The sequence below is a fragment of the Phenylobacterium sp. genome, from assembly GCF_037189685.1.
Taxonomy (GTDB): Bacteria; Pseudomonadota; Alphaproteobacteria; order Caulobacterales; family Caulobacteraceae; genus Phenylobacterium.
In genome coordinates this window covers 1-21,823 of sequence record NZ_JBBCIT010000006.1, presented here as the reverse complement: position 1 = coordinate 21,823, position 21,823 = coordinate 1, and the positions used below count along the sequence as shown (strand labels likewise).

The following is a 21,823-nucleotide window of genomic DNA, read 5'->3' as shown; positions in this document are numbered from 1 at the left end:
GACGTGGAGCCTTCCCATGCAGAAGACCGAGGATCGACCCGCCGGCCAGGTCGCCGCCTGCACGCCCGGATATGCGACGATCATGGTCCACGCCGAGCCCGAAGCCGGCGCATCCGCCCGCGTGGCGGCCGCCGCCCAGCTCGCCCGCGACCTCGGCGCCCGCCTCATCGGCCTGGGCGCGGAGACGTTCGACCCCTTCCCGACGCCCGACCCGTTCTCGGGTTACGCGGCCGGCGAGTGGGTGGCCCTCATCCAGGAACAGATCGCCAAGGACCTGAAGGCCGCCGAAGCCGCCTTCCGCCGCGATGCGGCCGGAGCCGATGTCGAATGGCGCACCGAGCAGGCCTATCCGCACGAGGCGCTGGCGCACCATGCCCGCGCGGCCGACCTCATCGTCGCCAGCGGCCGCCAGGCCGGAGGCCGGGCCCGCTCGGCCGATCCGGCCGACGTGGTGATGACGGCGGGGCGTCCCGTCCTGATCGTCCCTGAAGGCCGCCGCCGACTGCGGGCCGATGTGATCGTCGTGGCCTGGAAGAACACCCGCGAGTGCCGCCGCGCCCTGGACGACGCGCTTCCCTTCCTGTCGGCCGCGACCGACGTGATCGTCCTGGCCGTCTGCAAGCCGGACGCTGCCGACGCGGCCGAGGCCGAGGTCGCGGACGTCGCCACGAGCCTGCGCCGCCACGGCGTTCCCGCCCGTGGCCAGGTCTCGCCCCTGGACAGCGCCGCGGTCAGCGAGGAGATCCAGCGGGTCGCCGACGCCGCCGGGGCCGACCTCCTCGTCTGCGGCGCCTTCGGTCACAGCCGGCTGCGAGAATGGGTCTTCGGCGGCGTCACCGACGACTTCATTCATCGGCCCGGCCGGTTCATCCTGATGAGCCACTGAACCGACGGCGAGGTCCCATGCGAAGACCGGCGATCATCCTGGGCCTGTTCGCCCTCGGCCTTCCCCTTCTCGGCGTGGGGGCCTGCGCCACCACGCCGGCGGCGCCGGCCGTGGCGGGACTGGACCCCGCCGCCGAACGGGGGGCCGCCTTCGCGGCGCGCCGCTGCGCCGGGTGTCACACCGTCGGCCTCGACGACGGCGGGGCGCAGGACGGGCCGTCCTTCCGGGACCTGGCGCGCCGCTATAACGCAATCTCCCTCCAGAAACGCTTCACCGAGGTCGCCGAGCACGGCTTCGACCGCATGCCCCCGGTCAGCTTCACGGCCTCCGAGGCCGAGGATCTGATCGCCTATCTTCAGACCTTGCGCCGGGAGTGAGCCGGCGCGGAGATCCTCGACATGCCGTTCCGCGACATCCTTCTGACCGCCCTCACCTATCCCGACGCCACCCCCGACCGGGCGCTGCGCAGCGGCGTGGCGCTGGCGCGCCGGCTCGGCGGCGACCTGACCCTGCTGGTCCCGAGGATCGACATCCCCCAGGTGGGCAATCCCCTGGCCCGCGCGCTGATGGACTTCGATCGCATCGCAAGCCTGGAGGAGGCGCGCAGCGCGGCCACGGCCCACCTGGAGGCGACCTGCGCCGCGATCGCGGCCGAGGAGTCGGGCGTGGCCTTTCGCACCGAGGCGCTTTCCGTGACGCTGTACGAGGAGGCCGACGCCATCTGCCGCGTCGCCCGCACCCATGACCTGGCGCTCACGCCGATCGGCCCCGAGGTCGCCGCCGACCGGAGCCTGGCCGAGGCGCTTCTGTTCGGCTCGGGACGGCCGGTGCTGGTCTACCCCGAGACGGCGGAGGTCGCGCCGGCCGACGGCTTCCGGCACGTCGCCATCGCCTGGGACGGAAGCGCCCGGGCCGCTCGGGCGACCGCCGACGCCCTCCCCGCGCTGGCGCGCGCGGCCCGCGTCACGATCTTCGCCGCCCTGGGCGAGAAGGCCGAGGTGGCCGCCGGCGCCGCTGCGCCGCTGGTCCGCCACCTGGCGCGTCACGGGATCGACGCCGTCGTCGACGAGCGTGGCGGAGAGGGCCGGCCGATCGGCCGGCGCCTGGGCGATTTCGTCGCGGACGCCGCGCCGGACCTGCTCGTGATGGGGGGCTTCGGCCATGCGCGGCTGCGCCAGTTCGTCCTCGGCGGCGCCACGGCGGCCATACTGGAAGCCCCGCCTTGCCCGGTCCTGATGTCCCACTGAGCGGCGCGGAACGCCGCACGACGGCGGAGATCGCCGCCGGCTTGTCACCGGCGCCCGTCGGCCGTAGGGGTGACGGTGTGGGTGCGGAGTCGACACTTCGCGGGGGGCGCGCGTTTCCGGGCCGGGCCGTGGGCTACGGTGTCGCCATTGCGGCCGGCGGCGCCTGCGCGGCCGTCCGGATGTTCCTCGACGGCGCCTACGACGGCCGGCCCGACTTCCTGCTCTTCATCCCGGCGGTCCTGGCCGCCGGCGCGTTCGGCGGGGTCGGCCCCGCCCTGCTGGCCACGGCCCTCGCCCTCTTCTTCTATCTCCTGACCCTGGGCTCCGCCATCGCCGGCGATCCCCAGAGCGTGATCTCGATGGTGCTGTTCATCGCCATCGGCGGGGCCTGCGGCTTCGCGGGCCAGGCCATGAACCGGTACGCGCGCGCTGCGGCCGCGGCCGTCGAGGACCTCGCCGCGCGCGAGGCGCATCTCCAGTCGATCCTCGACACCGTGCCCGACGCCATGATCGTCATCGACGAACACGGGATCATGCAGTCGTTCAGCAGCGCCGCCGAGCGCCAGTTCGGCTGGGTCGCCGACGAGGCTATCGGGCGGAACGTCAGCCTGCTGATGCCCGAACCCTATCGTTCGGCGCACGACGCCTATCTGGGCCGCTACCTCCAGACCGGCGAGCGGCGGATCATCGGCATCGGCCGCGTGGTGGTGGGCGAGCGCAAGGACGGCACCACCTTCCCGATGGAGCTGGCGGTCGGCGAGATGCACTCGGGCGAGCGGCGATACTTCACCGGCTTCGTCCGGGATCTCAGCGAACGCCAGGCGGCCGAGCGTCGGCTGCAGGACCTCCAGGGCGAACTGGTCCACGTCTCGCGCCTGACCGCCCTGGGCGAGATGGCCTCGGCGCTGGCGCACGAGCTCAACCAGCCGCTGACCGCGGCCACCAACTTCATGAAGGGCTGCCTGGTCCTTCTGAAACGCCAGCCCACCGACGTGGCGCGGCTGGAGGACATGATCTCCCAGGGCGCCGACCAGGCCCTGCGCGCCGGCCACATCATTCGCCGCCTGCGCGACTTCGTGGCCAAGGGCGAGGCCGAGCGGCGCATCGAGAACCTGCCCACCCTGCTCGAGGAGGCCGGGGCCCTGGCGATGGTGGGCGCCCGCGAGCGCAACGTGCGCCTGCGCTTCGAGATGGACCCGGGCGTGAACCTCGTCCTGGCCGACAAGGTGCAGATCCAGCAAGTGGCGCTCAACCTCATCCGCAACGCCGTGGAGGCCATGGACGGCGCCCAGCGCAAGGACCTGGTCGTCGGAGCGAGGCCAGTGGCCGACGACATGGTGGAGGTCTGGGTCTCCGACACCGGCCACGGAATCAGCGACGAGGCGGCGAAGCAGCTCTTCCAGCCTTTCATGACCACCAAGGCGCATGGCATGGGGATCGGGCTGTCCATCTCCCGGACCATCATCGAGGCGCACGGGGGACGGATCTGGGCCGAACCCAATCCCGCGGGCGGGGCGGTCTTCCGCTTCACGCTCCGGGGCGTGCGCGAGGAGGAGCTGACGGACGATGAGTAGTGAGCCGGTCGTGCATCTGATCGACGACGACGAGGCCGTGCGGGTGTCGCTGAGCTTCGTCCTCGAGATGAACGACCTGCCCGCCAGGGCCTATGGCTCGGCGCCCGAGTTCCTGGAGGTGTCGGGGTCCCTGACCCACGGCTGCATCGTCACGGACGTCCGCATGCCCGAGATGAGCGGCCTGGAGCTCGTGCGTCGGCTGAAGGAGCGCGGCGTCACCCTGCCCGTCATCGTCATCACCGGCCACGGCGACGTGCCGCTGGCGGTCGAGGCCATGCGCGCGGGTGTGGTCGACTTCATCGAGAAGCCGTTCGAGGACGAGACCCTGATCCGCTCGATCCGCACCGCAATCGCCGAGCAGCAGAAGACGGGCGTGCAGGATCAGGAGCGGCAGCGCTTCGAGCAGATGCTGGCCACCCTCTCGCCCCGGGAGAAGGACGTGCTGCGCGGCGTCATCGCCGGCAAGATGAACAAGGTGATCGCCCATGAGCTGGGCATCAGTCCCCGCACCGTCGAGGTCTACCGGGCGAACGTCATGAGCAAGACCCACGCGAACGGCCTCTCGGAACTGGTCCGCATCGCCCTCCTGGCCGGGTTCTAGGGCGCAGGCGTCAGGGCTGCGGCCCGGAAATGTTGCGGCATATCAAGGCGCGCGCCGGACCGCCGCCGCATCCTGGCTCCATGCTCGCGCCCGTTCCGGACCCGCCCATCGTCTTCGTCGTCGACGACGACGACGCCGTGCGGCGCGCGCTGGCCTTCACCCTCGACCTCGAAGGCTTCCGGGTCGAGACCTTCGAGTCCGGCGAGGCCCTGCTGCTGACGGCGCCGGACGCCCCGGTCGACTGCCTGGTCATCGACGAGCGCCTGCCGGGCGCCTCGGGCCTCGAGACCCTGCGCCTCTTCCGCGGTCGGCGCGCGGGCGTGCCTGCCATCCTCATCACCAGCCATCCCAAGCCGGCCTTCCGCGCCGCCGCCGCCGAGGCGGCCGTCCCGATCCTGGAGAAGCCGCTGACGGGCGACCTGCTGGCGCCGGCCATACGCGACGCCATCGCCACACGCGCGACCATAGAAAGAGCGCCGCCCAGCCGGAGCTGAACGGCGCTTACAGGGGGGGTACGGCGGAGACCATCCCCTCGCCGGACGCGAGCCTGCGGCTGCTAAGGTCGGAAGTCGCCCAGCCTCTCCTTGACCCACACGTACAGCACCACGCCGATGAAGGCGGCATAGCCGGCGAGGACCATGCTCAGGAACGGGGTGATCATGGATCGGTCTCCTTTCGCCTTGGAGAATGGTCCCGGCGCGGGGCGCCCACCTTGATCCCGATCAAAGGCCCTACAGCGCACGCGAGTGCCGACCGGCCTCGGGCGCGAAATAGGCGTCGAAGGCGGCGCAGATCGAGCGGACGACCAGCCGGCCGTCGCCCGACACATGGAGCCGGGCGCCTTCCAGGCGCACCAGGCCGTCGGCCAGGAACGGGGCCAGGGCCTCGACGCTCCCGGCCAGGTCGGCCAGCACGCGCCGATGTTTCCGGCAGACCGCCTCCAGGTCGACGGACAGGTCGCACATCAGCCGCTCGATGATCTCGCCCCGGAACCGGTCGTCCGCCGTCAGCTCCGCGCCGCGCGCCACGGGCAGCCGCCCGGCGGCCACCGCGGCCCGCCAGGCCACCTCCTGCGCCGCGTTCTGGACGAAGCCCTGCGGCAGCCGCCCGATCGCCGAAGCGCCCAGGCCCAGCAGAACCTCGGCGTCGTCGGTGGTGTAGCCCTGGAAGTTGCGGCGCAGCCCCCCGGTCTCCAGCGCGCGGGCCATCGGGTCGTCGGCGCGGGCGAAGTGGTCCAGGCCCACGCGGACGTAGCCGGCGTCGGCCAGTCGGGCGGCGGCCTGCTCGGCCTGGTCCAGCCGCGCCGCAGGCCCCGGCAGGGCGGCCTCGTCGATGAGCTGCTGGTGCGCCTTCATCCAGGGCACGTGGGCGTAGCCGAACAGGGCGATGCGCTCGGGCGAGAGGCCGAGGATCGCCTCCAGGGTCGAGAGCGTGTTGCCCACGGTCTGGTGGGGCAGCCCATACATGAGGTCCACGTTCACCGAGCCGACGCCGGCCTCGCGCAGCCAGCCGACGGCGTCGGCCACCTGCTCGAAGGTCTCCTGGCGGTTGATGGCCTGCTGGACCGCCGGGTCCAGGTTCTGCACGCCCAGGCTGGCGCGGTTCAGGCCGTGGAAGGCGGCGGCCTCGACCCAGTCGCGGGTGAGGTGCGCCGGGTCCAGCTCGGCGGCCAGTTCGACGCCGGCCGGGATGTCGAACGCGCGCGCGAGACCGGCGAAGAGGCTGTCCAGATCCTCGGGCGTCAGCATGTTCGGCGAGCCGCCGCCCAGGTGGACGTGACTCACCGCCAGCCGCCTCGGCAGCGCCTCGCGCAGCAGGGTCGCCTCGCGGAGAAGGAGGTTCAGGTAGTCCGCCACCGGCTCGTGCCGGTTCACCGCGCGCGTGTTGCAGCCGCAGTACCAGCACAGCCGGGCGCAGAACGGCACGTGGACATAGAGCGAGACCGGCTTGTCCGTCGCGAGACCGGCCAGCCAACCGCGATAGGCGGCCTCGTCCACATGCGGGCCGAACTGTACGGCCGTGGGATAGCTGGTGTAGCGCGGCGCGCGACCATCGTAGCGCGCGACGAGGTCGGCCTGGCGGCGGGCGCGGGCGGTGATGATCGGATCGATGCTCATGCCGACCCATCGCCCGGCCCGCGGCGCTTCGCCCTGATCCAGATCAACGGCCGTCAGGCGGCCGGACGGTCTTCGGGATCCTCGGCCAGGATGCGCGCGGCGTCGCCGGCGGGATCGTCGTACTGGTTCGCCTTCATGGTCCACCAGAAGGCGCCCACGGCCATCAGGCCCAAGCCGAGGGAGAAGGGGGCGAGGAACATCAGGATGTCCATCTGCGGGCTCCCGTGCGCAGGGCGTTCAGCGTCACCACCAGTGACGACACCGACATGGCGATGGCGGCCACGAACGGATTGACGAACCCCAGCATCGCCGCCGGCGCGGCCAGCAGGTTGTAGATCGTGGCGAGGCCGAAGTTCTCGAGGGCGCGCGTCCGGGCGCTGCGGGCGATGTCGAGGGCCTCGACCACCGCGCCCAGCCGATCGCCCGAAAAGACCAGGTCGGCGGCGTTCTGACTGGCCTCCAGCGCGGTTCCGGGCGCCATGGCGGCGTGCGCCTTGGCCAGCGCGCCCGCATCGTTCAGGCCGTCGCCCACCATCAGCACCTTGCAACCCCGGGCGGTAAGCGCGTCGACGGCGGCCGCCTTGTCCTGCGGCGTGCAGGCCGCCCGCCACTCCGCGACGCCGACGGCTCCGGCGATCCGCGCCACGGGCCCCTCCAGATCGCCCGACAGCACCTGCACGGCCAGCCCACGGGCCTTGAGCGCCGCCACGGCCTCGGCGGCGTCGGGGCGCAGGCTGTCGGCGAAGCGGAAGCGGACGCGGGTGTCGCCGTCGAAGCCGAACCACAGCTCGGTCTCCTCGCCGTGGCTCTCGACGCTCAGGAAGCGGGCGCGGCCGAGGCGGGCGCGGCGGCCGTCGATCACGCCCCCGACGCCCTGGCCGGCGACCTCGGCGACGTCGCTCGCCATCGGACCGTCGCCCGCCGCCTCGGCCAGCGCGCGGGCCAGCGGATGGCGCGAGGCCCGCGCCAGCGGCGCGGCCATCCGCACCACCTGGGGCGCGGCGTCGATCAGGCGGGGGCGGCCCAGGGTGAGCACGCCGGTCTTGTCGAAGACCACGGTGTCGGCCTCGGCCAGCCGCTCCAGCGCCGCGCCCGACTTCACCAGCACGCCGCGACGGAACAGGCGCGCCGAGGCGGTGATCTGCACGGCCGGCACGGCCAGGCCCAGGGCGCAGGGACAGGTGACGATCAGCAGCGCGGCGGCCCGGATCAGCGCCTCGCGGGGGCCCAGGCCCACCATCCAGCCGCCCGCGAAGGTGAGCAGCGCCAGGCTGTGGACCACCGGCACATAGACGGCGGCGGCCTTGTCGGCGAGCCGCACGTAGCGCGACTTGGACTGCGCCCCCGCCTCGACCAGGCGCGCGATCGCGGCGACGGCCGAATCCTCCGAGCGCGCCATCGCCACCAGGGTCAGCGCCCCCGACAGGTTCAGCGCGCCGGCCCGGCATTCGCCGCCGATGGCGACGGCGGCGGGCCTCGTCTCGCCGGTCAGCAGGCTGTTGTCGAGCTCGGAGGCGCCGGCGACGATCCGGCTGTCGACGGGAATCCGTTCGCCGGGGCGCACCAGCAGCCGGTCGCCGGGCTGCACGTCGGCCAGCGGACGGGCCGTCAGGCTCTCGTCGCCCAGGATCACCGTGGCGGTGGGCGACTGGAGCGCCAGGAGGTCGGCGGCGGCGCTGGACGCGCGGGCGCGCAGGCGATGCTCCAGCCAGCGGCCGATGAGCAGCAGGAACAGGAGCGAGACGGCGGCGTCGAAATAGGCGTCGCGGCCTTGAAGCACCGTCTCGGAGAAGCTGACGCCCAGGGTCAGCAGCACGCCGATCGAGATCGGCACGTCCATGTTCGCCCGCCGCGCCTTCAGCGAGCGCCAGGCCGAGCGGAAGAAGGGCATGCCGGCATAGAGGGCGCAGGGCGCGCCCACCAGGCCCGAGAACCACATCATCAGGGTGCGCGAGGCGGGCCCCAGCTCCTGGCCGAACAGCCCGGCCCACACCGGCACCGAGAACATCATGGTGTTCATGACGCCGAAGGCGGCCACGGCCATGGCCAGGATCAGCTCGCGGCCCTCGCGGTCATGGGCGTCGCGCGCCTGGCCGGGATCGTAGGGCGTCGCCGGATAGCCCAGCCGGCCCAGCGTCCGCACCACCGCCGCCGGATCGCCGCGCGGCCCGGCGAACTCCACCGCCAGCCGCTTCTGCGTCAGGTTCAGGCGCGCCGAGGCCACGCCCGGAACGGCGGCGACCTCGCGCTCGATCTTCGACAGGCAGCCGACGCAGCGGGCGTCGGGCACGAGCAGGTCGAGGCCCGCCCGCCCGTCGGCCCGCCGGCGCAGGAAGGCCGAAAGGTCGGGAGTGTCGCGCTCCCAGGTCACGGCCATGTCAGCCTCCGCTCGGCCGAGAACCGGCCGCCCGAGGGCCCCTGGGCGGCGGCGGTCAGATCCCACGCGCCGCTCAGCCGGCCGACCGGGGCGACGTAGCGGCCCGGCTGGGCCTCGACGAAGACGAGATCGACCGCCCCCGCCGCGGTGGCCGGGCGTTGGAGCCGGCCGGCCACCGTCAGGCCCGACAATGGACGTCCGTCACGATCCACGACGGTGAGGGCCACTTCGCCCGGCGCGGCTTCGGCCGCCGCACGCCAGCCCAGACGCTCCTGCGCCTCGAGGTCGGCGATCCGGCGATTGTAGAGCAGCCCGTCCTCGTAGGGCGTCACCGACACCTGCCCCGGGAAGGTCCGGTAGGCCAGGATCAGGAACGCGACGTCCACGGCGATGATCACGCCGAAGAACGCCGTCACCGACGCCAGCACGTGCCAGCCGCGGATCTCGAACGGCCGCCGGGCGGCCCGGTTCTGCAAGCTCATGGGGACGCCTCCGCGCCGGTCAGGAACGTTGTCTTGGCGACTGCCGCCTCGCCCGCGCCACGGACGATGAAGCGCGCGGCGGGCTGGTCGGCCTGACCCGGCGCGCCGGTGACGAACACGCGGACAGCCCGCACCTCGTTGGGGGGCGCGACGGCGTGCAGCACCTGGCCGGTCTCGCCCCCGGGGATGCGCAGGCTGGCGCCGGGCACGCCCTCCAGCGAGATCACCACCGCCTGCGGCTCGAAGGTGCGGTTGGCGATCTTCAGCGTGTAGCCGTTGCGAACCGAGCCGTCGTGGAGGCGGATGAAGGTGGGGTTCCTGTCGCGGAGCGCATGCACCTCCAGCGCCTGGCGCGTGGCCAGGCCATAGACCACCAGCGCCGACACGACGACCAGGGCCAGGCCATAGTAGAGGGTGCGGCTGCGGATCAGCTTGTAGACCGGCCGCTGGCCCTGGCTGCGCGCAGCGACGGCGGCGTCGGTGTCGTAGGCGATGAGCGAACGGGGCCGACCGACGCGGTCCATGATCTCGTCGCAGGCGTCGATGCACAGCGCGCAGTTGATGCACTCCATCTGCGCGCCGTCGCGGATGTCGATGCCCATGGGACACGCGACCACGCAGGCCTGGCAGTCGATGCAGTCGCCGCGCCCCTCCCAGCCCTGGTTCTTCTTGTGCGCCCCGCGGGGCTCGCCGCGATCGAACCGGTAGGTCACCTGGAGCGAATGCTCGTCCAGCATGGCGCCCTGGATGCGCGGCCAGGGGCACATGTAGGTGCAGACCTGCTCGCGCATGTGGCCCGCGAAGACATAGGTGGTGGCGGTCAGGAGGGCGCACGAGATATAGGACTGGATGGGCGCGCGGCCGGTCCAGAACTCCACGAAGAGCGTGGGCGCGTCGCGGAAGTAGAAGATCCAGGCGCCGCCGGTCCCGAAGGCCACGCCCAGCCAGACCGCGTGCTTGCCGGCCTTGCGCCACAGCTTGTCGAACGACCACGGCGCGGCGGCCAGGCGCATGCGCGCGTTGCGGTCGCCCTCGAAGAAGCGCTCGATGTAGATGTAGAGGTCGGTCCACACCGTCTGCGGGCAGGCGTAGCCGCACCACAGCCGCCCGAAGAGGGCGGTGACCAGGAACAGCGCCAGCGCCCCGATCACCAGCAGGCCGGTGATGAAGTGCACCTCCTGGGGCCAGAGCTGGATGCCGAAGACGTAGAAGCGGCGGCCGAAGAAATCGACCAGCACCGCCTGGTCGGGCAGCGCGCCGGGCCGGTCCCAGCGAATCCACGGCGTCACATAGTAGACGGCGAGCATCAGGATCAGGAGGATCCACTTGATCCGCCGCCAGTGGCCGTGGACCAGCTTGGGATAGATCGGGACGCGGGGCTTGTAGAGGCTGCCCTTGTCGCGGGCCTTCTCGCGCACGCGGCCCGCGGCCGAGACCGGGCCTTCCGCGCGACGGGCGGCGTCGCGCTTCACGGTGTTGATGACGGTGGTCACCTCCCGGCGGCGCGGGCGTCCGCGCCCTCCCCGGCCGGGGCAGGCGGCGCCACCGGCTCGGGCTCACCGCCCGCGTTGGCGTGGACGTAGACCGCCAGCGCCTTGATGGTCTCGGGCGAGAAGCGGGCTTCCCATGACGGCATCACGCCGTTGCGGCCGTTCCAGATCTGGTCGTGGATGTCCTCGCGGGTCGAGCCGTACAGCCACTCGGCGTCGGTCAGGTCCGGGATGCCGCGGGCGGCGTCACCACCGCCTTCGGGCCCGTGGCAGGCGCCGCACTGATCGATGTAGGTCTGGCGCGCGCGCGTCACCGCGGCGGAGTCGGCCTTCCGGCCGGACAGGGCCATGACATATTCGGTCAGGTCCGAGACCTGGGCGCCGGTCAGCATCTGGTCCCGGCCGAAGGCGGGCATCACCGCCTCGCCCAGCGCCCCGGCGTGGTCCGAGCGCACGCCCACGCGGATGGTGTGGGCGATGGCGTCCAGCTTGCCGCCCCACAGCCACACGTCGTCCCGCAGGTTGGGATAGCCCTTGGCTCCCGCCCCGCCGGCCCCGTGACAGGTGGCGCAGTTGTCGCCGAACACGGACTGGCCGACCTGCATCGCATAGGCCTGAAGCTCCGGATCGGCCTCGATCTGCTGGAGCGACGCGGTCTTCAGCCGGCTCTCTCCCGCCCGCCGCAGATCCGCCAGGCCGTCCAGTTCCCGCGCCACCTGGGCGCGGTCGGAATGTCCCAGGAAGCCCTTGGTGTATCCGGTGATCCCCGGCCAGGCGGGCATCAGGACCCAGTAGACGACCGCCCAGGCGATAGACCCGTACCAGACCCACAGCCACCAGCGCGGCAGCGGGGTGTCCAGTTCCTTGATGCCGTCCCACTCGTGGCCGGTCGTCTCCGTGCCGGAATGCTCGTCGCGTTCGCGCTCAGACATGGTCGTCGTCCTCGAGGGGAAGCTTGGCGAGGCGGTCGAAGTCCGCCTTGTGGCGCGGCCAGAGCGCGTAGATCAGGCCGCCCAGGAAGATCAGGCCGAAGTAGAGGGTGCCGCCCTGCTGGGCGAAGGCCGCCACGGCCTCGTAGCTGAAGCCGCTCATCGCAGGTTCTCCGGGTCTTCCGCCTTGTAGGTGCGGAAATCGACCATGGTCCCCAGCACCTGGAGGTAGGCCACCAGGGCGTCCATCTCGGTGATCTTGGAGGGATCGCCGTCGAAGTCGCGCTGGGCGACCTTGGCGCCGTAGCGCTGCTTGAGCCCCGACCTCTCGCCCGCGAAGGGATCGACCTGGGTCTCCAGGTCGGCCCTGGCGTTGTCGATCTGGTCCTGGGTGTAGGGGACGCCGACGGCCCTGAGCGCCTTCAGGTGCTTGTCGATCGCGCGATAGTCCAGCTCGGTCTTCGCCAGGAAGGCGTAGGGCGGCATGTTGGATTCCGGCACCACCGCCCGCGGGTTCCTGAGGTGATCGACGTGCCAGTTGTCGGAGTACTTGCCGCCGACGCGGGCCAGGTCCGGGCCGGTGCGCTTCGACCCCCATTGGAACGGGTGATCGTACATGCTCTCGGCCGCCAGGCTGTAGTGGCCGTAGCGCTCGACCTCGTCGCGCAGCGGGCGGACCATCTGCGAGTGGCAGACGTAGCAGCCCTCGCGGACGTAGATGTCGCGGCCGGCCTGCTCCAGCGGGGTGTAGGGGCGCACGCCCTTCACCCGCTCGATCGTGCTCTCCAGGTAGAAGAGCGGGGTGATCTCGACGAGGCCGCCGATCGAGACCGTGATGATGATCCCGATGACCAGCCACAGCGAGTGGCGCTCGAACTTCTCGTGACGCTTCCACATGGGAGGGCCCCTACTCGGCCGCCGCGAGGGCGGGGGTGGGCGTGGCGACCGGCGTGGCCAGCGGCGCGGGCGCGGCGCCCGGCATGCGGATCGTCCGCCACAGGTTGAAGGACATGATCACCGCGCCGGCGAGGTACATCAGGCCCCCGACCGTCCGGATGACGTTCTCGACGTGCTTGGCCGCGACGGTCTCGACGAAGGCGTTCGCGAGGTAGCCCTGCGGCGTGTACTCCCGCCACATCAGGCCCTCCATGATGCCGGAGACCCACATCGCGGCGATGTAGAGGAGGATGCCGGTGGTCGCGATCCAGAAGTGCCACTCGACCAGGGCGTTCGAGTACAGGCGGTCCTTCTTCCACAGCCAGGGGACCAGGCAGTAGATCGCACCGAAGCTGATGAAGCCCACCCAGCCCAGGGCGCCGGAATGGACGTGGCCGATGCCCCAGTCGGTGTAGTGGCTGAGCGAGTTGACCGCCCGGATCGACATCAGCGGGCCTTCGAAGGTGGCCATGCCGTAGAAGGCGATGGCCACCACCATCATCCGCACCACCGGGTCGGTGCGCAGCTTGTCCCACGCGCCCGAGAGCGTCATCAGGCCGTTGATCATGCCGCCCCAGCTCGGCATCCACAGCATGATCGAGAAGGTCATGCCCAGCGTCTGCGCCCACTGCGGCAAGGCCGTGTAGTGGAGGTGGTGCGGGCCGGCCCAGATGTAGATGAAGATCAGCGACCAGAAGTGGACGATCGACAGCCGGTACGAATAGATCGGCCGCTCCACCCGCTTGGGCACGAAGTAGTACATCATCGCCAGGAAGCCGGCGGTGAGGAAGAAGCCCACGGCGTTGTGGCCGTACCACCACTGGATCAGGGCGTCCTGCACGCCGGCGTAGGCCGAGTAGCTGCGGGCGTGGAGCAGGCCCACCGGCACGGCGGCGTTGTTCACCAGGTGCAGGATGGCGATGGTGACGATGAAGGCCAGGTAGAACCAGTTGGCCACGTAGATGTGCGGCTCTTTCCGCTTCCAGATCGTGCCCAGGAACACCAGCAGGTAGGCGACCCACACGATCGTCAGCCACAGGTCCACGTACCACTCGGGCTCGGCGTACTCCTTCGACTGGGTGATCCCGGCCAGGTAGCCGGTGGCCGCCAGCACGATGAAGAGCTGGTAGCCCCAGAAGACGAACCAGGGCCAGGCGCCGCCCGCCAGCCGCGCCTTGCAGGTGCGCTGGACGACATAGAAGGACGTGGCGATCAGGGCGTTGCCGCCGAAGGCGAAGATCACCGCCGAGGTATGGAGGGGACGCAGGCGACCGAAGTTCAGCCACGGCGCCTCGGGCCAGTAGAAGACGTCGGGCCAGCTCAGCTGGGCGGCGATGACCACCCCGGCGGCGAGGCCGGCGACGGCCCAGAACATGGTGGCGATCACGCCGGCGCGGATGACGCCGTCGGCGTAGCGCGTCGGATCGGCGCGCATCCGGCCGCTGGCGATGGCGACCGACATGACGACGAACGCGCCGACGAAGCCGGCGATCATCACCCAGCCGTGGAACCGGAAACTGGGATCGGGGCTGAAGGCCGTGGCCAGGATGGCGGCCAGGGCAGCGAGCCCCGTGAAGACGTAGAGGACGACGGCGTCGAACGGCGTGTCGTCGCGTAGGGAAAGAGCCTGGGTCATGGAGTCCACGGGCGTGAGCTGAGAGACGCCGGCCTCATCCCGCACCGCAACAGGAGTCGCCTTGATCCAGGTCAAGGTCGCCCGGCGCGCCCTGCGGCATTCTCGCTTCGCTATCGGAGACCGACGATGCGCCGCACGACGCGCTTCCGCGCCACCTTCACCGAAGACCGCCTGTTCCGGACCGCCGCCGCTCTCACGGGCGCGACGCTGACGGCCAGCGCGGTCCTCGCGGCGGATCTGGCCCGGATGCACATGGCGTCGATCGGCACCGTCTGTGGCGCCGGCCCCCACCCCCATTGTGGTTGGTGCCTCGGCGCGGCGAGCCTCGTCCTGGCGGGGCTCGCCGCGTTCCGCCTGGCGTTCGCCCCGCTCCGGGCGCGGGCGGCTTGACGCCGATCAAGGCGGGCGCGGGCCGCCCGCCTTCCGATGGCCCCGGATCATCCCGGAGGCTCAGATGAGCGTGATCGACAACAGACTGGAATCCGGTGCGGCGCACGCGGCGCTGGAAGCTGCGGCCCGAACCTTCGCCGAGGGGCCACACCGGGTCGACGTCACATGCGACCCGGGGCTCGACCTGCCGGCCGGCGACGTCGCGGCGCTGGCCGAGATCGCGGCCGTCGCCGTGGCGTTGACGGCCGCCCGCGCCTTTCCCGACGGCCGCGCGGGTCACGTCTGGATCCGCCTCACCCGCGACGGCGGACGCATCAAGCTCAGCGTCAGCAACGACGGCATGGGCGCGCCCGAGGAAGCCCCCGAGGGCTTCGAGCGGATCGAGGCGTTGGCCGCCCGCCTCGGCGGATTCGCCCGCGTGGGCGCGCGCCTGTTCGGCGGCAGCGAGATCGCGGTGGTCTACCGCGCCGGCCAGGACCTCCCGCGGGCCTGAAGCTCGGCCTCCAGGGCGGCGCGCTCTTCGGGCGTGTTCGCCCCACGCAGGCGCAACGCCGCGGCCTCGGGCGCCGGAAGCCGCCTGAGACCCGCCCGATCCAGCAACCGGCCCAGCGCGCCACCCGCCTCCCCGCCCGACGGCAGGGCGCCCAGGTCGGCGACGAACGGGAGGTGCAGACCCTCATAGGCCGCTCCGGGTGGCGGCGCCGACACCAGGGGCGCCAGGTCGGTCGCGCTCAACGTGGGCGCGTCCACCGCCAGCACGAGCATCCGCGCCACGCCCCGCGCCGCCAGCGCCCGCGCCCCGGCGGCGACGCCGGCCGCCGGCCCCAGTCCGGGCGCGGGATCGGGCGTGCTGGGCAGGCCGTGATCGCCGCCGCCGACCGTCAGGACGACGGTGGCCCCCGCCTCGCGCGCAGCCTCGGCCAGGCGCTCCACGGCCGGTCGGCCGCCCCAGACCAGGTTCGCCTTGTCCACACCCATCCGCGTGGAGCGGCCCCCGGTGAGGATGATGGCGCCAAGGCTCATGCCCCTACTTGCCCCAGCCGCCGGTCTTCGGGCAATCGCGACGCCGCGACACACCTCATCCCCGCCGCCGGAAGCGCCGGAGAATGGCCCGGAAGATGGCGAGATTCAGCGCCATGGCGGCGGCGCTCATGACCAGGCGCCCGACAGGCCCGGCGCCGGCCACCTGATGCGCCAACAGGCTCCACGGCGCACTGAGGCCGAACACGGCCACGTTGGCGGCTCGTCTCAACCCAGGCTCCATCCACCCGGCCGCCGCGACCGCACCCGCCATGAGAGCCGCCGCGCAGGCTGCGACGTAGACGATGCATGCCAACCGGCCGGTCAAGCCAGGGGCCCGCAGCAGCGGCGGTGGATCATTCCTTCCTTCCCGAACAGCGTTTGGGAAGTTGCACCCGCCTTACAGAGCCCGCCAGCATTTGTTGCATGAGACGCGCAAAAGTTGTGGGCGGATGGGGCGCCTGCCCGCTACTCGTCGTTCGGGATGTTGAGCTGCTCGCCGCACGCCTTGCAGTGCACGGCGTCCGGGTCGTGGCGCAGGAGACCGCAGGTCGGGCACGGGAACCGCACCTTGTCGGGCCGCATCAGCGTCTGGGCCAGCCGGACGAACAGGGTGATCCCCGAGACCATGATGACGATGGTGAGCAACTTGCCCCATGCGCCGGGGAGCACGATGTCGCCGAAGCCCGTCGTCGTGATGGTGGCCATGGTGAAGTAGAGCGCGTCCACATAGGTCTGAATGCCGGGATGCTCGCGGGCGAAGCCGGCGTAGACGAAGCCCGTCACCACGAAGACATAGGTGACCAGCGTCGCCAGGGTCTTGGTCACATCCTCCACGCGGGTGTCGTCGTAGCGGCGCCCGACCGTCTCCCAGAACAGGTTGCTGTGGAACAGCGACCACAGCCGCAGCACCCGCAGGAAGGCGAGGTTGAACAGCCATAGCGGGAACAGCAGGGTCAGCAGGACGAACAGGTCCACCCAGAGCACGGGCCGCCGGACCAGCGTCTTCACGCTGGTGTCGGCCAGCACCCGCGCGCCCAGGTCCACCGCCAGGATCAGCGCCACGGCGTAGTCCACGACGAGATACGCGGGCGATCCGCGCAGGAACGGCGCGGCGATGAAGAAGGCGATCAGCAGGAAGTCCAGCGCGATCACCGATAGCCGGAAGCGCACCGCGCCGGGGGTCTTGCCATGGTACAGCTCGCGCAGCTTCACGCGCAGGCGCGGAAGCCGGCGCCGCTTCGCCATGTCGGCCGCGTGTTCCGTCACGCCGCGACTCCGTCCGCAACAATGAACTCCAGGCGAGTGTGGGGGTTGATCCTGCGTCGGCGCAATCCGGCGCCGGCGGAAAGTCCAGGAGGCTCCCATGCCCGCCAAGTCCGCCGCCCAGCAGAAGGCCGCCGGCGCGGCCCTCTCCGCCAAGCGCGGCGACACCCCCAAAGGCAAGCTGAAAGGCGCGTCGAAGTCGATGCTCTCGATGTCCGAGGCCGAGTTGGAGCGGATGGCCTCCACCCCCCGAAAGGGCAAGCCCGAGCACGTCCGCAACTGAGGCCTTGCCGTTCGCCGCCCGAACCGGCCAACCTGCCGCGATCAGGCCCGCCATGAGAGCGGGCCACGGGAGGGAAGATGGATCGGATCACGCGGCGGGCGTTCGGCCTTTCGGCCGGAGCCCTTTCGTTCGGGACGCTGGCGGCGCAGGCTCACGCCAAGGCGCCGGCCGTGCGCAGCGCATGGCCCGACGCGGTGGAGACCGCCCAGGCCATCCGGTCGGGGCGGACCAGCAGCGCCGAGGCGGTCAAGGCGGCCATCGACGCCACGGTTCGCCTGCAGCCGCGGCTGGACTTCCTGGTGGCCTCCGACTTCGACCGCGCGATCGCCAAGGCCGAGGCGCGCCCCACGTCGGGACCGTTCGCGGGCGTGCCCTTCCTCATCAAGGACCTGGACGACTATGCGGGACTGCCGACCCGATCGGGATCGCGCATCCAGCTCGGCCAGGCGCCGGCCACCGCCAGCACGCCCTTCGGCGAGGCCTATGACCGCGCCGGATTCGTCGTCATCGGGAAGTCCTCGACCCCGGAGTTCGGCTTCCTTCCCACCACCGAGCCGGTCGCCTTCGGCGCCACGCGCAACCCCTGGGACACCGCCCGCTCCAGCGGCGGGTCGTCGGGCGGCGCAGCCGTGGCGGTGGCCGCCGGCGTCGTGCCCATCGCCCACGCCAGCGACGGCGGCGGCTCGATCCGCATCCCGGCGTCATGCTGCGGCCTGTTCGGGCTGAAGCCGTCGCGCGGCCGCATGGTGGGGACCCGCGGCGAGCAGCAGGTCTCGGACATCAGCGTCGAGCACGTGGTCAGCCGAAGCGTCCGCGATTCGGCCACCGCCTTCGCCGCCACCGAGGACGCCGGGCCCGGCGCCCGGTTCGCGCCCGTGGGGCTGGTCACCCGGCCGCTGCGGCGGCGCCTGCGCGTGGGCCTGATCCTCGACGGCGGCGCCGGAGATGCGCCCGATCCCGAGGTGCGCGCCGCGACCGAGAGCGCCGCCAGGCTGATGGAGAGCCTGGGCCACCGGGTCACGCCGACGAGGTGGCCGATCGCCACCACCTTCATCCAGGACTTCCTGCTGCTGTGGGCCTCGGGCGCGAAACAGATCGCCGACGCCTACGCCCAGGCCGCGGGACGTCCCGCGGACGACACCGTACTGGAGCCGTTCAGCCTGGGGATGGCCGGGATGGCGGCCAGGGCGGCGCCCGACGCCCTGCCCGCGGCCATCGGGCGGCTGGCCGAGGCGGTGCGCGCCTATGACGCCTGGTTCGCTGACGGCGGCTTCGACGTCGTCCTGTCGCCCGTGCTGGCCGCGCCACCGCCCCCGCTGGGCTACGTCGGGCCCGACGTGGCCTTCGACACCCTGATCGAGCGCCTGATCCGCTACGTGGGCTACACCACCCTGCACAACGTGGCGGGCGCGCCGTCGATGAGCGTGCCGCTGCACTGGACCGACGCGGGCCTGCCGGTCGGGACCCAGATCGCGGCGCGGGCCGGCCAGGAGGGCCTGCTGCTGCAACTCGCCTATCAGCTCGAGGCCGCGCGGCCCTGGGCGTATCGCAAGCCCCCGGTCAGCGCCTAGCTGATCCCGAGCGCCGCCCACATGGCCATCGCCAGCCCGAAGGCGCGGGTGTCGCCCTGGGTCGTGCCGACCATGCGGTTCATGGCGTAGGCGAAGGTGGTCCGGGCGTCCATGTCGATGATGATGAGCGAACCGCCGTAGCCGCCCCAGTACATCGAGTTGGGGTTCGGCAGCGGGACCGCGCCGCCCGCCAGGCCGAAGCCCAGCCCGAAGCGCGCGGGGCCGGCCAGGCAGAGGTCCTCGCCCTCGATCTGCAGCTCCAGCGCCTTGCGGCAGCCCGCCTCGCTGAGGAAGCGCCGGCCCTGGGCCACGCCGCCGTTGGCCAGGATGGCGTGAATCTCGGCGACCGAGCGGGCGTTGCCCGTGCCGCCCGCCGCCGGGATCTCGGCGCCGCGCCAGGCGCGGGTCTTCGTCTCGTCGACGTGGATGCCGGGGTTGTTGGCCATGTTGCGCTGGATCTCGGTCTGGCCGCGCACCTCGGCCTGGGTCGTGCCGGGCGCGGGCGGGACCAGCTCGGCCACGCGGCCGTCCTCGGACGCCGGAAGCCCGATCCAGAAGTCGGCGCCCAGGGGCTCGGCGATCTCCTCGCGGAAGACCGTTCCCAGCGACTTGCCGGTGATCCGCCGGATCACCTCGCCCACCAGATAGCCCTGGGTCAGGGCGTGGTAGCCGGGCGCGGTCCCGGGCGGCCAGAAGGGCGTCTGGGCGGCCAGCAGGCGGGTCATCTTCTCCCAGTCGTAGAGGTCCTCCCTGGCGATCGGCTCCTTCCAGCCCGAGAGGCCGGCGGAATGGCTCATCAGGTGGCTGACCTTGACGTCCGCCTTCCCGGCCGCGGCGAACTCGGGCCAGTAGCGGGCCACGGGCGCGTCGAAGTCCAGTTCGCCCCGGTCGGCGACCAGCAGCGCGGTCAGCGCCGTCATGGTCTTGGTGGTGGAGTAGACGTTGACGATGGTGTCGCGCGTCCACGGCCGGGTCCTGGCCGGGTCGGCCCAGCCGCCCCACAGGTCGACCACCGTCTCGCCCTCGACCGTGGCGCAGAACGCGGCGCCGAGGTCGGCGCCCGACGCCAGGTTGGCCTCGAACACGTCGCGCACCGCCGCATACCGATCGTGGGTCACGCCCTCGACGACACCGTCCGCCATAGCCCCTCCCCTCGGCCGCGCGGGCGGCCTGTTGCCTTGCCGTGGAGCACACCGCCTTTCCGAGGTGGACGCAATGGCCGACGCGCGGCAGCGTCGCGCGGACGACGACCGGAGACGCCGATGAGCCCCTCTCGAACGACGAAGATCGCGCTGGGAGCCGCCGCGGCGGCCGCCTGCGCCCTGCTGCTGGCCGGCTGTTCGTCGCCGGGCTCCAGCGACCCGTTCGCCGGCTTCGGCCCCGACCCCACGATCCCGCCGCCGCACAAGGGCCTGCTGCCGCAGATCGGCGTGCCCGAGGTGGTGGGCTGGTCGGGGACGGCCAAGCCCGTGGCGCCCGACGGCTTCACCGTCACCCGCTTCGCCGACGGCCTGGACCACCCGCGCTGGCTGCTGGCCCTGCCCAACGGCGACGTGCTGGTGGCGGAGGCGGCCGCCCCGCCCAAGGCGATCAAGGAGGGCGGCTTCCGCGCCTGGGCCGCGAAGCTGCTGATGTCGCGGGTGGGGGCGACGACGCCCAGCGCCGACCGCATCACGCTGCTGCGCGACGCCGACGGCGACGGCGTGGCCGAGACCAAGGCCACGTTCGCCCAGGGCGCCGCCCACGGCCTGAAGTCGCCCTTCGGCATGACCCTGGTGGGCGAGACCCTGTACGTGGCCAACGCCGACGGCGTCGTCAGCTTCCCCTACCGGCCGGGGCAGACGTCGGTGACGGGCGCCGGGACGCCGGTGTTCAGCCTTCCGGGCGGCCCGCGCAACCACCACTGGACCAAGAACGTCATGGCCAGTCCGGACGGCGCGAAGCTGTACGCGACGGTCGGCTCGGACTCGAACATCGGCGAGAACGGCCTGGAGACCGAGACCGGCCGGGCGGCCGTCTGGGAATACGACCTGGCGACGAAGCAGGCGCGGGTGTTCGCCAGCGGCCTGCGCAACCCCAACGGCCTCGACTTCGAGCCGGCGACCGGGGCGCTCTGGACCGTGGTCAACGAGCGCGACGAGATCGGCCCCGACCTGCCGCCCGACTACCTCACCAGCGTCAAGGACGGCGGATTCTACGGATGGCCCTACAGCTACTGGGGCACGATCGTGGACAAGCGGGTGACGCCCGAGCGGCCAGACCGGGTGGCCACGGCGCTGAAGCCCGACTACGGCCTGGGCGCGCACACCGCCTCGCTGGGCCTCGTCTTCTATCGCGGCGAGGCGTTCCCCGCCGCCTATCGGGGCGGGGCGTTCATCGGCCAGCACGGCTCGTGGAACCGCAAGCCGCTGGCCGGCTACCGGGTGGTCTTCGTACCCTTTGCGGGCGGTCGGCCGCAGACCCCCGCCCAGGAATTCCTGACCGGCTTCCTGGACGCGGACGGCAAGATCCAGGGCCGGCCGGTGGGCGTGGCCGTCGATGGCCGCGGCGGCCTGCTGGTGGCCGACGACGTGGGCGACGTCATCTGGCGCGTGGCCGCGACCGGCGGCTGAGCGGGGACGCCGCCTTTCGGATCGCCGCGAGGGGTGTTCGGGCTGGCGTGCCTGGGCGAGGTCTCCCCTCCACCATGCGGCGCATGGTTCCCCTCCCCGAGTGGGGAGGAGGCGGCTGGGGCTTCAGCTCGAGTTGAAGGGGTGGTCCGGGACGATGCGCCTGGGCCAGTGGGCGAAGGGGTCGGGGCTGGGGGGTGAGGCCGGCTCGTGCTTCGCACGGTCCACGGATGCACACGGAGACACACGGATAGGGGCGTCGGCGTCATCCGTGGGGATCGGTGTGCATCCGTGGACCGACTGAGGGGGATGTTCGGGCGCCTGCGGCGGCTGGGGTTCGGACGGCGAAACCTCGCGGGCCTCGCCTTCGATGAGGTCGCCGTTGCCTTCGGGGCCGCCTTTCGGGTCG

At 72.0% G+C, this 21,823-nt stretch carries 25 protein-coding genes; 11 read left to right on the top strand and 14 right to left on the bottom strand.

Features of this window, described 5'->3' with window-relative positions; all coding sequences use genetic code 11:
• Window positions 1-16 precede the first annotated feature (16 nt).
• The 6 genes from WG212_RS03185 (at window position 17) to WG212_RS03160 (ending at window position 4,802) form a co-directional block, all read left to right on the top strand.
• Window positions 17-886, top strand: coding sequence for a universal stress protein (locus WG212_RS03185; protein WP_337185617.1), 870 nt, complete (start codon window positions 17-19; stop codon window positions 884-886).
• Between the two features lie 17 nt (window positions 887-903).
• The gene (locus tag WG212_RS03180; protein ID WP_337185616.1) at window positions 904-1,263 is read left to right on the top strand and encodes a c-type cytochrome; all 360 of its coding nucleotides are present in this window, start codon (window positions 904-906) and stop codon (window positions 1,261-1,263) included.
• Window positions 1,264-1,284: 21 nt separating this feature from the next.
• Window positions 1,285-2,133: a universal stress protein gene (locus WG212_RS03175; RefSeq protein ID WP_337185615.1), complete on the top strand. Its 849-nt coding sequence runs from the start codon at window positions 1,285-1,287 to the stop codon at window positions 2,131-2,133.
• 128 nt (window positions 2,134-2,261) lie between these two features.
• On the top strand, window positions 2,262-3,707 hold the full coding sequence (locus WG212_RS03170; RefSeq protein ID WP_337185614.1) for a PAS domain S-box protein: 1,446 nt from the start codon (window positions 2,262-2,264) through the stop codon (window positions 3,705-3,707).
• Window positions 3,700-4,308: a response regulator FixJ gene (gene fixJ, locus WG212_RS03165; protein WP_337185613.1), complete on the top strand. Its 609-nt coding sequence runs from the start codon at window positions 3,700-3,702 to the stop codon at window positions 4,306-4,308. The genes WG212_RS03170 and fixJ overlap by 8 nt, the downstream gene beginning before the upstream one ends.
• Window positions 4,309-4,388: 80 nt before the next feature.
• The gene (locus WG212_RS03160) at window positions 4,389-4,802 is read left to right on the top strand and encodes a response regulator (RefSeq protein ID WP_337185612.1); all 414 of its coding nucleotides are present in this window, start codon (window positions 4,389-4,391) and stop codon (window positions 4,800-4,802) included.
• 237 nt (window positions 4,803-5,039) lie between these two features.
• Here WG212_RS03160 and hemN read toward each other — a convergent pair whose 3' ends face one another.
• From hemN to ccoN, 9 genes are read right to left on the bottom strand one after another with little or no spacing between them, the layout of a single operon-like run.
• Window positions 5,040-6,425: an oxygen-independent coproporphyrinogen III oxidase gene (gene hemN, locus WG212_RS03155; RefSeq protein ID WP_337185611.1), complete on the bottom strand. Its 1,386-nt coding sequence runs from the start codon at window positions 6,423-6,425 to the stop codon at window positions 5,040-5,042.
• Between the two features lie 53 nt (window positions 6,426-6,478).
• Window positions 6,479-6,637, bottom strand: a complete 159-nt coding sequence (gene ccoS / locus WG212_RS03150; RefSeq protein WP_337185610.1) for a cbb3-type cytochrome oxidase assembly protein CcoS — start codon at window positions 6,635-6,637, stop codon at window positions 6,479-6,481.
• The gene (locus WG212_RS03145; protein ID WP_337185609.1) at window positions 6,625-8,802 is read right to left on the bottom strand and encodes a heavy metal translocating P-type ATPase; all 2,178 of its coding nucleotides are present in this window, start codon (window positions 8,800-8,802) and stop codon (window positions 6,625-6,627) included. The genes ccoS and WG212_RS03145 overlap by 13 nt, the downstream gene beginning before the upstream one ends.
• Window positions 8,793-9,284 carry a FixH family protein gene (locus WG212_RS03140; RefSeq protein ID WP_337185608.1) on the bottom strand — a complete coding sequence of 164 codons (492 nt, stop codon included), beginning with the start codon at window positions 9,282-9,284 and terminating at the stop codon, window positions 8,793-8,795. The genes WG212_RS03145 and WG212_RS03140 overlap by 10 nt, the downstream gene beginning before the upstream one ends.
• On the bottom strand, window positions 9,281-10,777 hold the full coding sequence (gene ccoG / locus WG212_RS03135; protein WP_337185607.1) for a cytochrome c oxidase accessory protein CcoG: 1,497 nt from the start codon (window positions 10,775-10,777) through the stop codon (window positions 9,281-9,283). Before ccoG ends, WG212_RS03140 begins: the two co-directional genes overlap by 4 nt.
• Complete coding sequence (gene ccoP / locus WG212_RS03130; protein WP_337185606.1) at window positions 10,774-11,706, bottom strand: cytochrome-c oxidase, cbb3-type subunit III; 933 nt, start codon at window positions 11,704-11,706, stop codon at window positions 10,774-10,776. The genes ccoG and ccoP overlap by 4 nt, the downstream gene beginning before the upstream one ends.
• Complete coding sequence (locus tag WG212_RS03125) at window positions 11,699-11,866, bottom strand: cbb3-type cytochrome c oxidase subunit 3 (RefSeq protein WP_337185605.1); 168 nt, start codon at window positions 11,864-11,866, stop codon at window positions 11,699-11,701. Before WG212_RS03125 ends, ccoP begins: the two co-directional genes overlap by 8 nt.
• Window positions 11,863-12,600, bottom strand: a complete 738-nt coding sequence (gene ccoO / locus WG212_RS03120; protein ID WP_337185604.1) for a cytochrome-c oxidase, cbb3-type subunit II — start codon at window positions 12,598-12,600, stop codon at window positions 11,863-11,865. The genes WG212_RS03125 and ccoO overlap by 4 nt, the downstream gene beginning before the upstream one ends.
• Window positions 12,601-12,610: 10 nt before the next feature.
• Window positions 12,611-14,134, bottom strand: coding sequence for a cytochrome-c oxidase, cbb3-type subunit I (gene ccoN / locus WG212_RS03115; RefSeq protein ID WP_337185677.1), 1,524 nt, complete (start codon window positions 14,132-14,134; stop codon window positions 12,611-12,613).
• A gap of 267 nt (window positions 14,135-14,401) precedes the next feature.
• Between ccoN and WG212_RS03110 the strand changes: the two genes are divergently transcribed.
• Window positions 14,402-14,665, top strand: a complete 264-nt coding sequence (locus tag WG212_RS03110) for a hypothetical protein (protein ID WP_337185603.1) — start codon at window positions 14,402-14,404, stop codon at window positions 14,663-14,665.
• A gap of 64 nt (window positions 14,666-14,729) precedes the next feature.
• Window positions 14,730-15,158 carry a hypothetical protein gene (locus WG212_RS03105; RefSeq protein WP_337185602.1) on the top strand — a complete coding sequence of 143 codons (429 nt, stop codon included), beginning with the start codon at window positions 14,730-14,732 and terminating at the stop codon, window positions 15,156-15,158.
• Here WG212_RS03105 and WG212_RS03100 read toward each other — a convergent pair.
• The 3 genes from WG212_RS03100 to WG212_RS03090 form a co-directional block, all read right to left on the bottom strand.
• Entirely contained in the window at window positions 15,125-15,688 is a 564-nt protein-coding gene (locus tag WG212_RS03100) for an NTP transferase domain-containing protein (protein ID WP_337185601.1), read from the bottom strand. The genes WG212_RS03105 and WG212_RS03100 overlap by 34 nt on opposite strands.
• 55 nt (window positions 15,689-15,743) lie before the next feature.
• On the bottom strand, window positions 15,744-15,917 hold the full coding sequence (locus WG212_RS03095; protein WP_337185600.1) for a hypothetical protein: 174 nt from the start codon (window positions 15,915-15,917) through the stop codon (window positions 15,744-15,746).
• 236 nt (window positions 15,918-16,153) lie between these two features.
• Window positions 16,154-16,933 (bottom strand): ion channel, encoded by a 780-nt coding sequence (locus WG212_RS03090; RefSeq protein WP_337185676.1) that lies wholly within the window; start codon window positions 16,931-16,933, stop codon window positions 16,154-16,156.
• A 118-nt stretch (window positions 16,934-17,051) separates the two neighbouring features.
• Here WG212_RS03090 and WG212_RS03085 point away from each other — a divergent pair, with 118 nt between their 5' ends.
• Window positions 17,052-17,234 carry a DUF3008 family protein gene (locus tag WG212_RS03085; RefSeq protein ID WP_337185599.1) on the top strand — a complete coding sequence of 61 codons (183 nt, stop codon included), beginning with the start codon at window positions 17,052-17,054 and terminating at the stop codon, window positions 17,232-17,234.
• 77 nt (window positions 17,235-17,311) lie between these two features.
• Window positions 17,312-18,805, top strand: a complete 1,494-nt coding sequence (locus tag WG212_RS03080; protein WP_337185598.1) for an amidase — start codon at window positions 17,312-17,314, stop codon at window positions 18,803-18,805.
• On the opposite strand, the gene WG212_RS03075 is transcribed toward WG212_RS03080, so the two are convergent.
• Entirely contained in the window at window positions 18,802-19,947 is a 1,146-nt protein-coding gene (locus WG212_RS03075; protein ID WP_337185597.1) for a serine hydrolase domain-containing protein, read from the bottom strand. The genes WG212_RS03080 and WG212_RS03075 overlap by 4 nt on opposite strands.
• A gap of 120 nt (window positions 19,948-20,067) precedes the next feature.
• Between WG212_RS03075 and WG212_RS03070 the strand changes: the two genes are divergently transcribed.
• On the top strand, window positions 20,068-21,417 hold the full coding sequence (locus WG212_RS03070; protein ID WP_337185596.1) for a sorbosone dehydrogenase family protein: 1,350 nt from the start codon (window positions 20,068-20,070) through the stop codon (window positions 21,415-21,417).
• 123 nt (window positions 21,418-21,540) lie between these two features.
• Here the strand turns inward: WG212_RS03070 and WG212_RS03065 are convergent.
• A partial coding sequence (locus WG212_RS03065) for a hypothetical protein (RefSeq protein WP_337185595.1) occupies window positions 21,541-21,823 on the bottom strand: 283 nt, incomplete at its 5' end.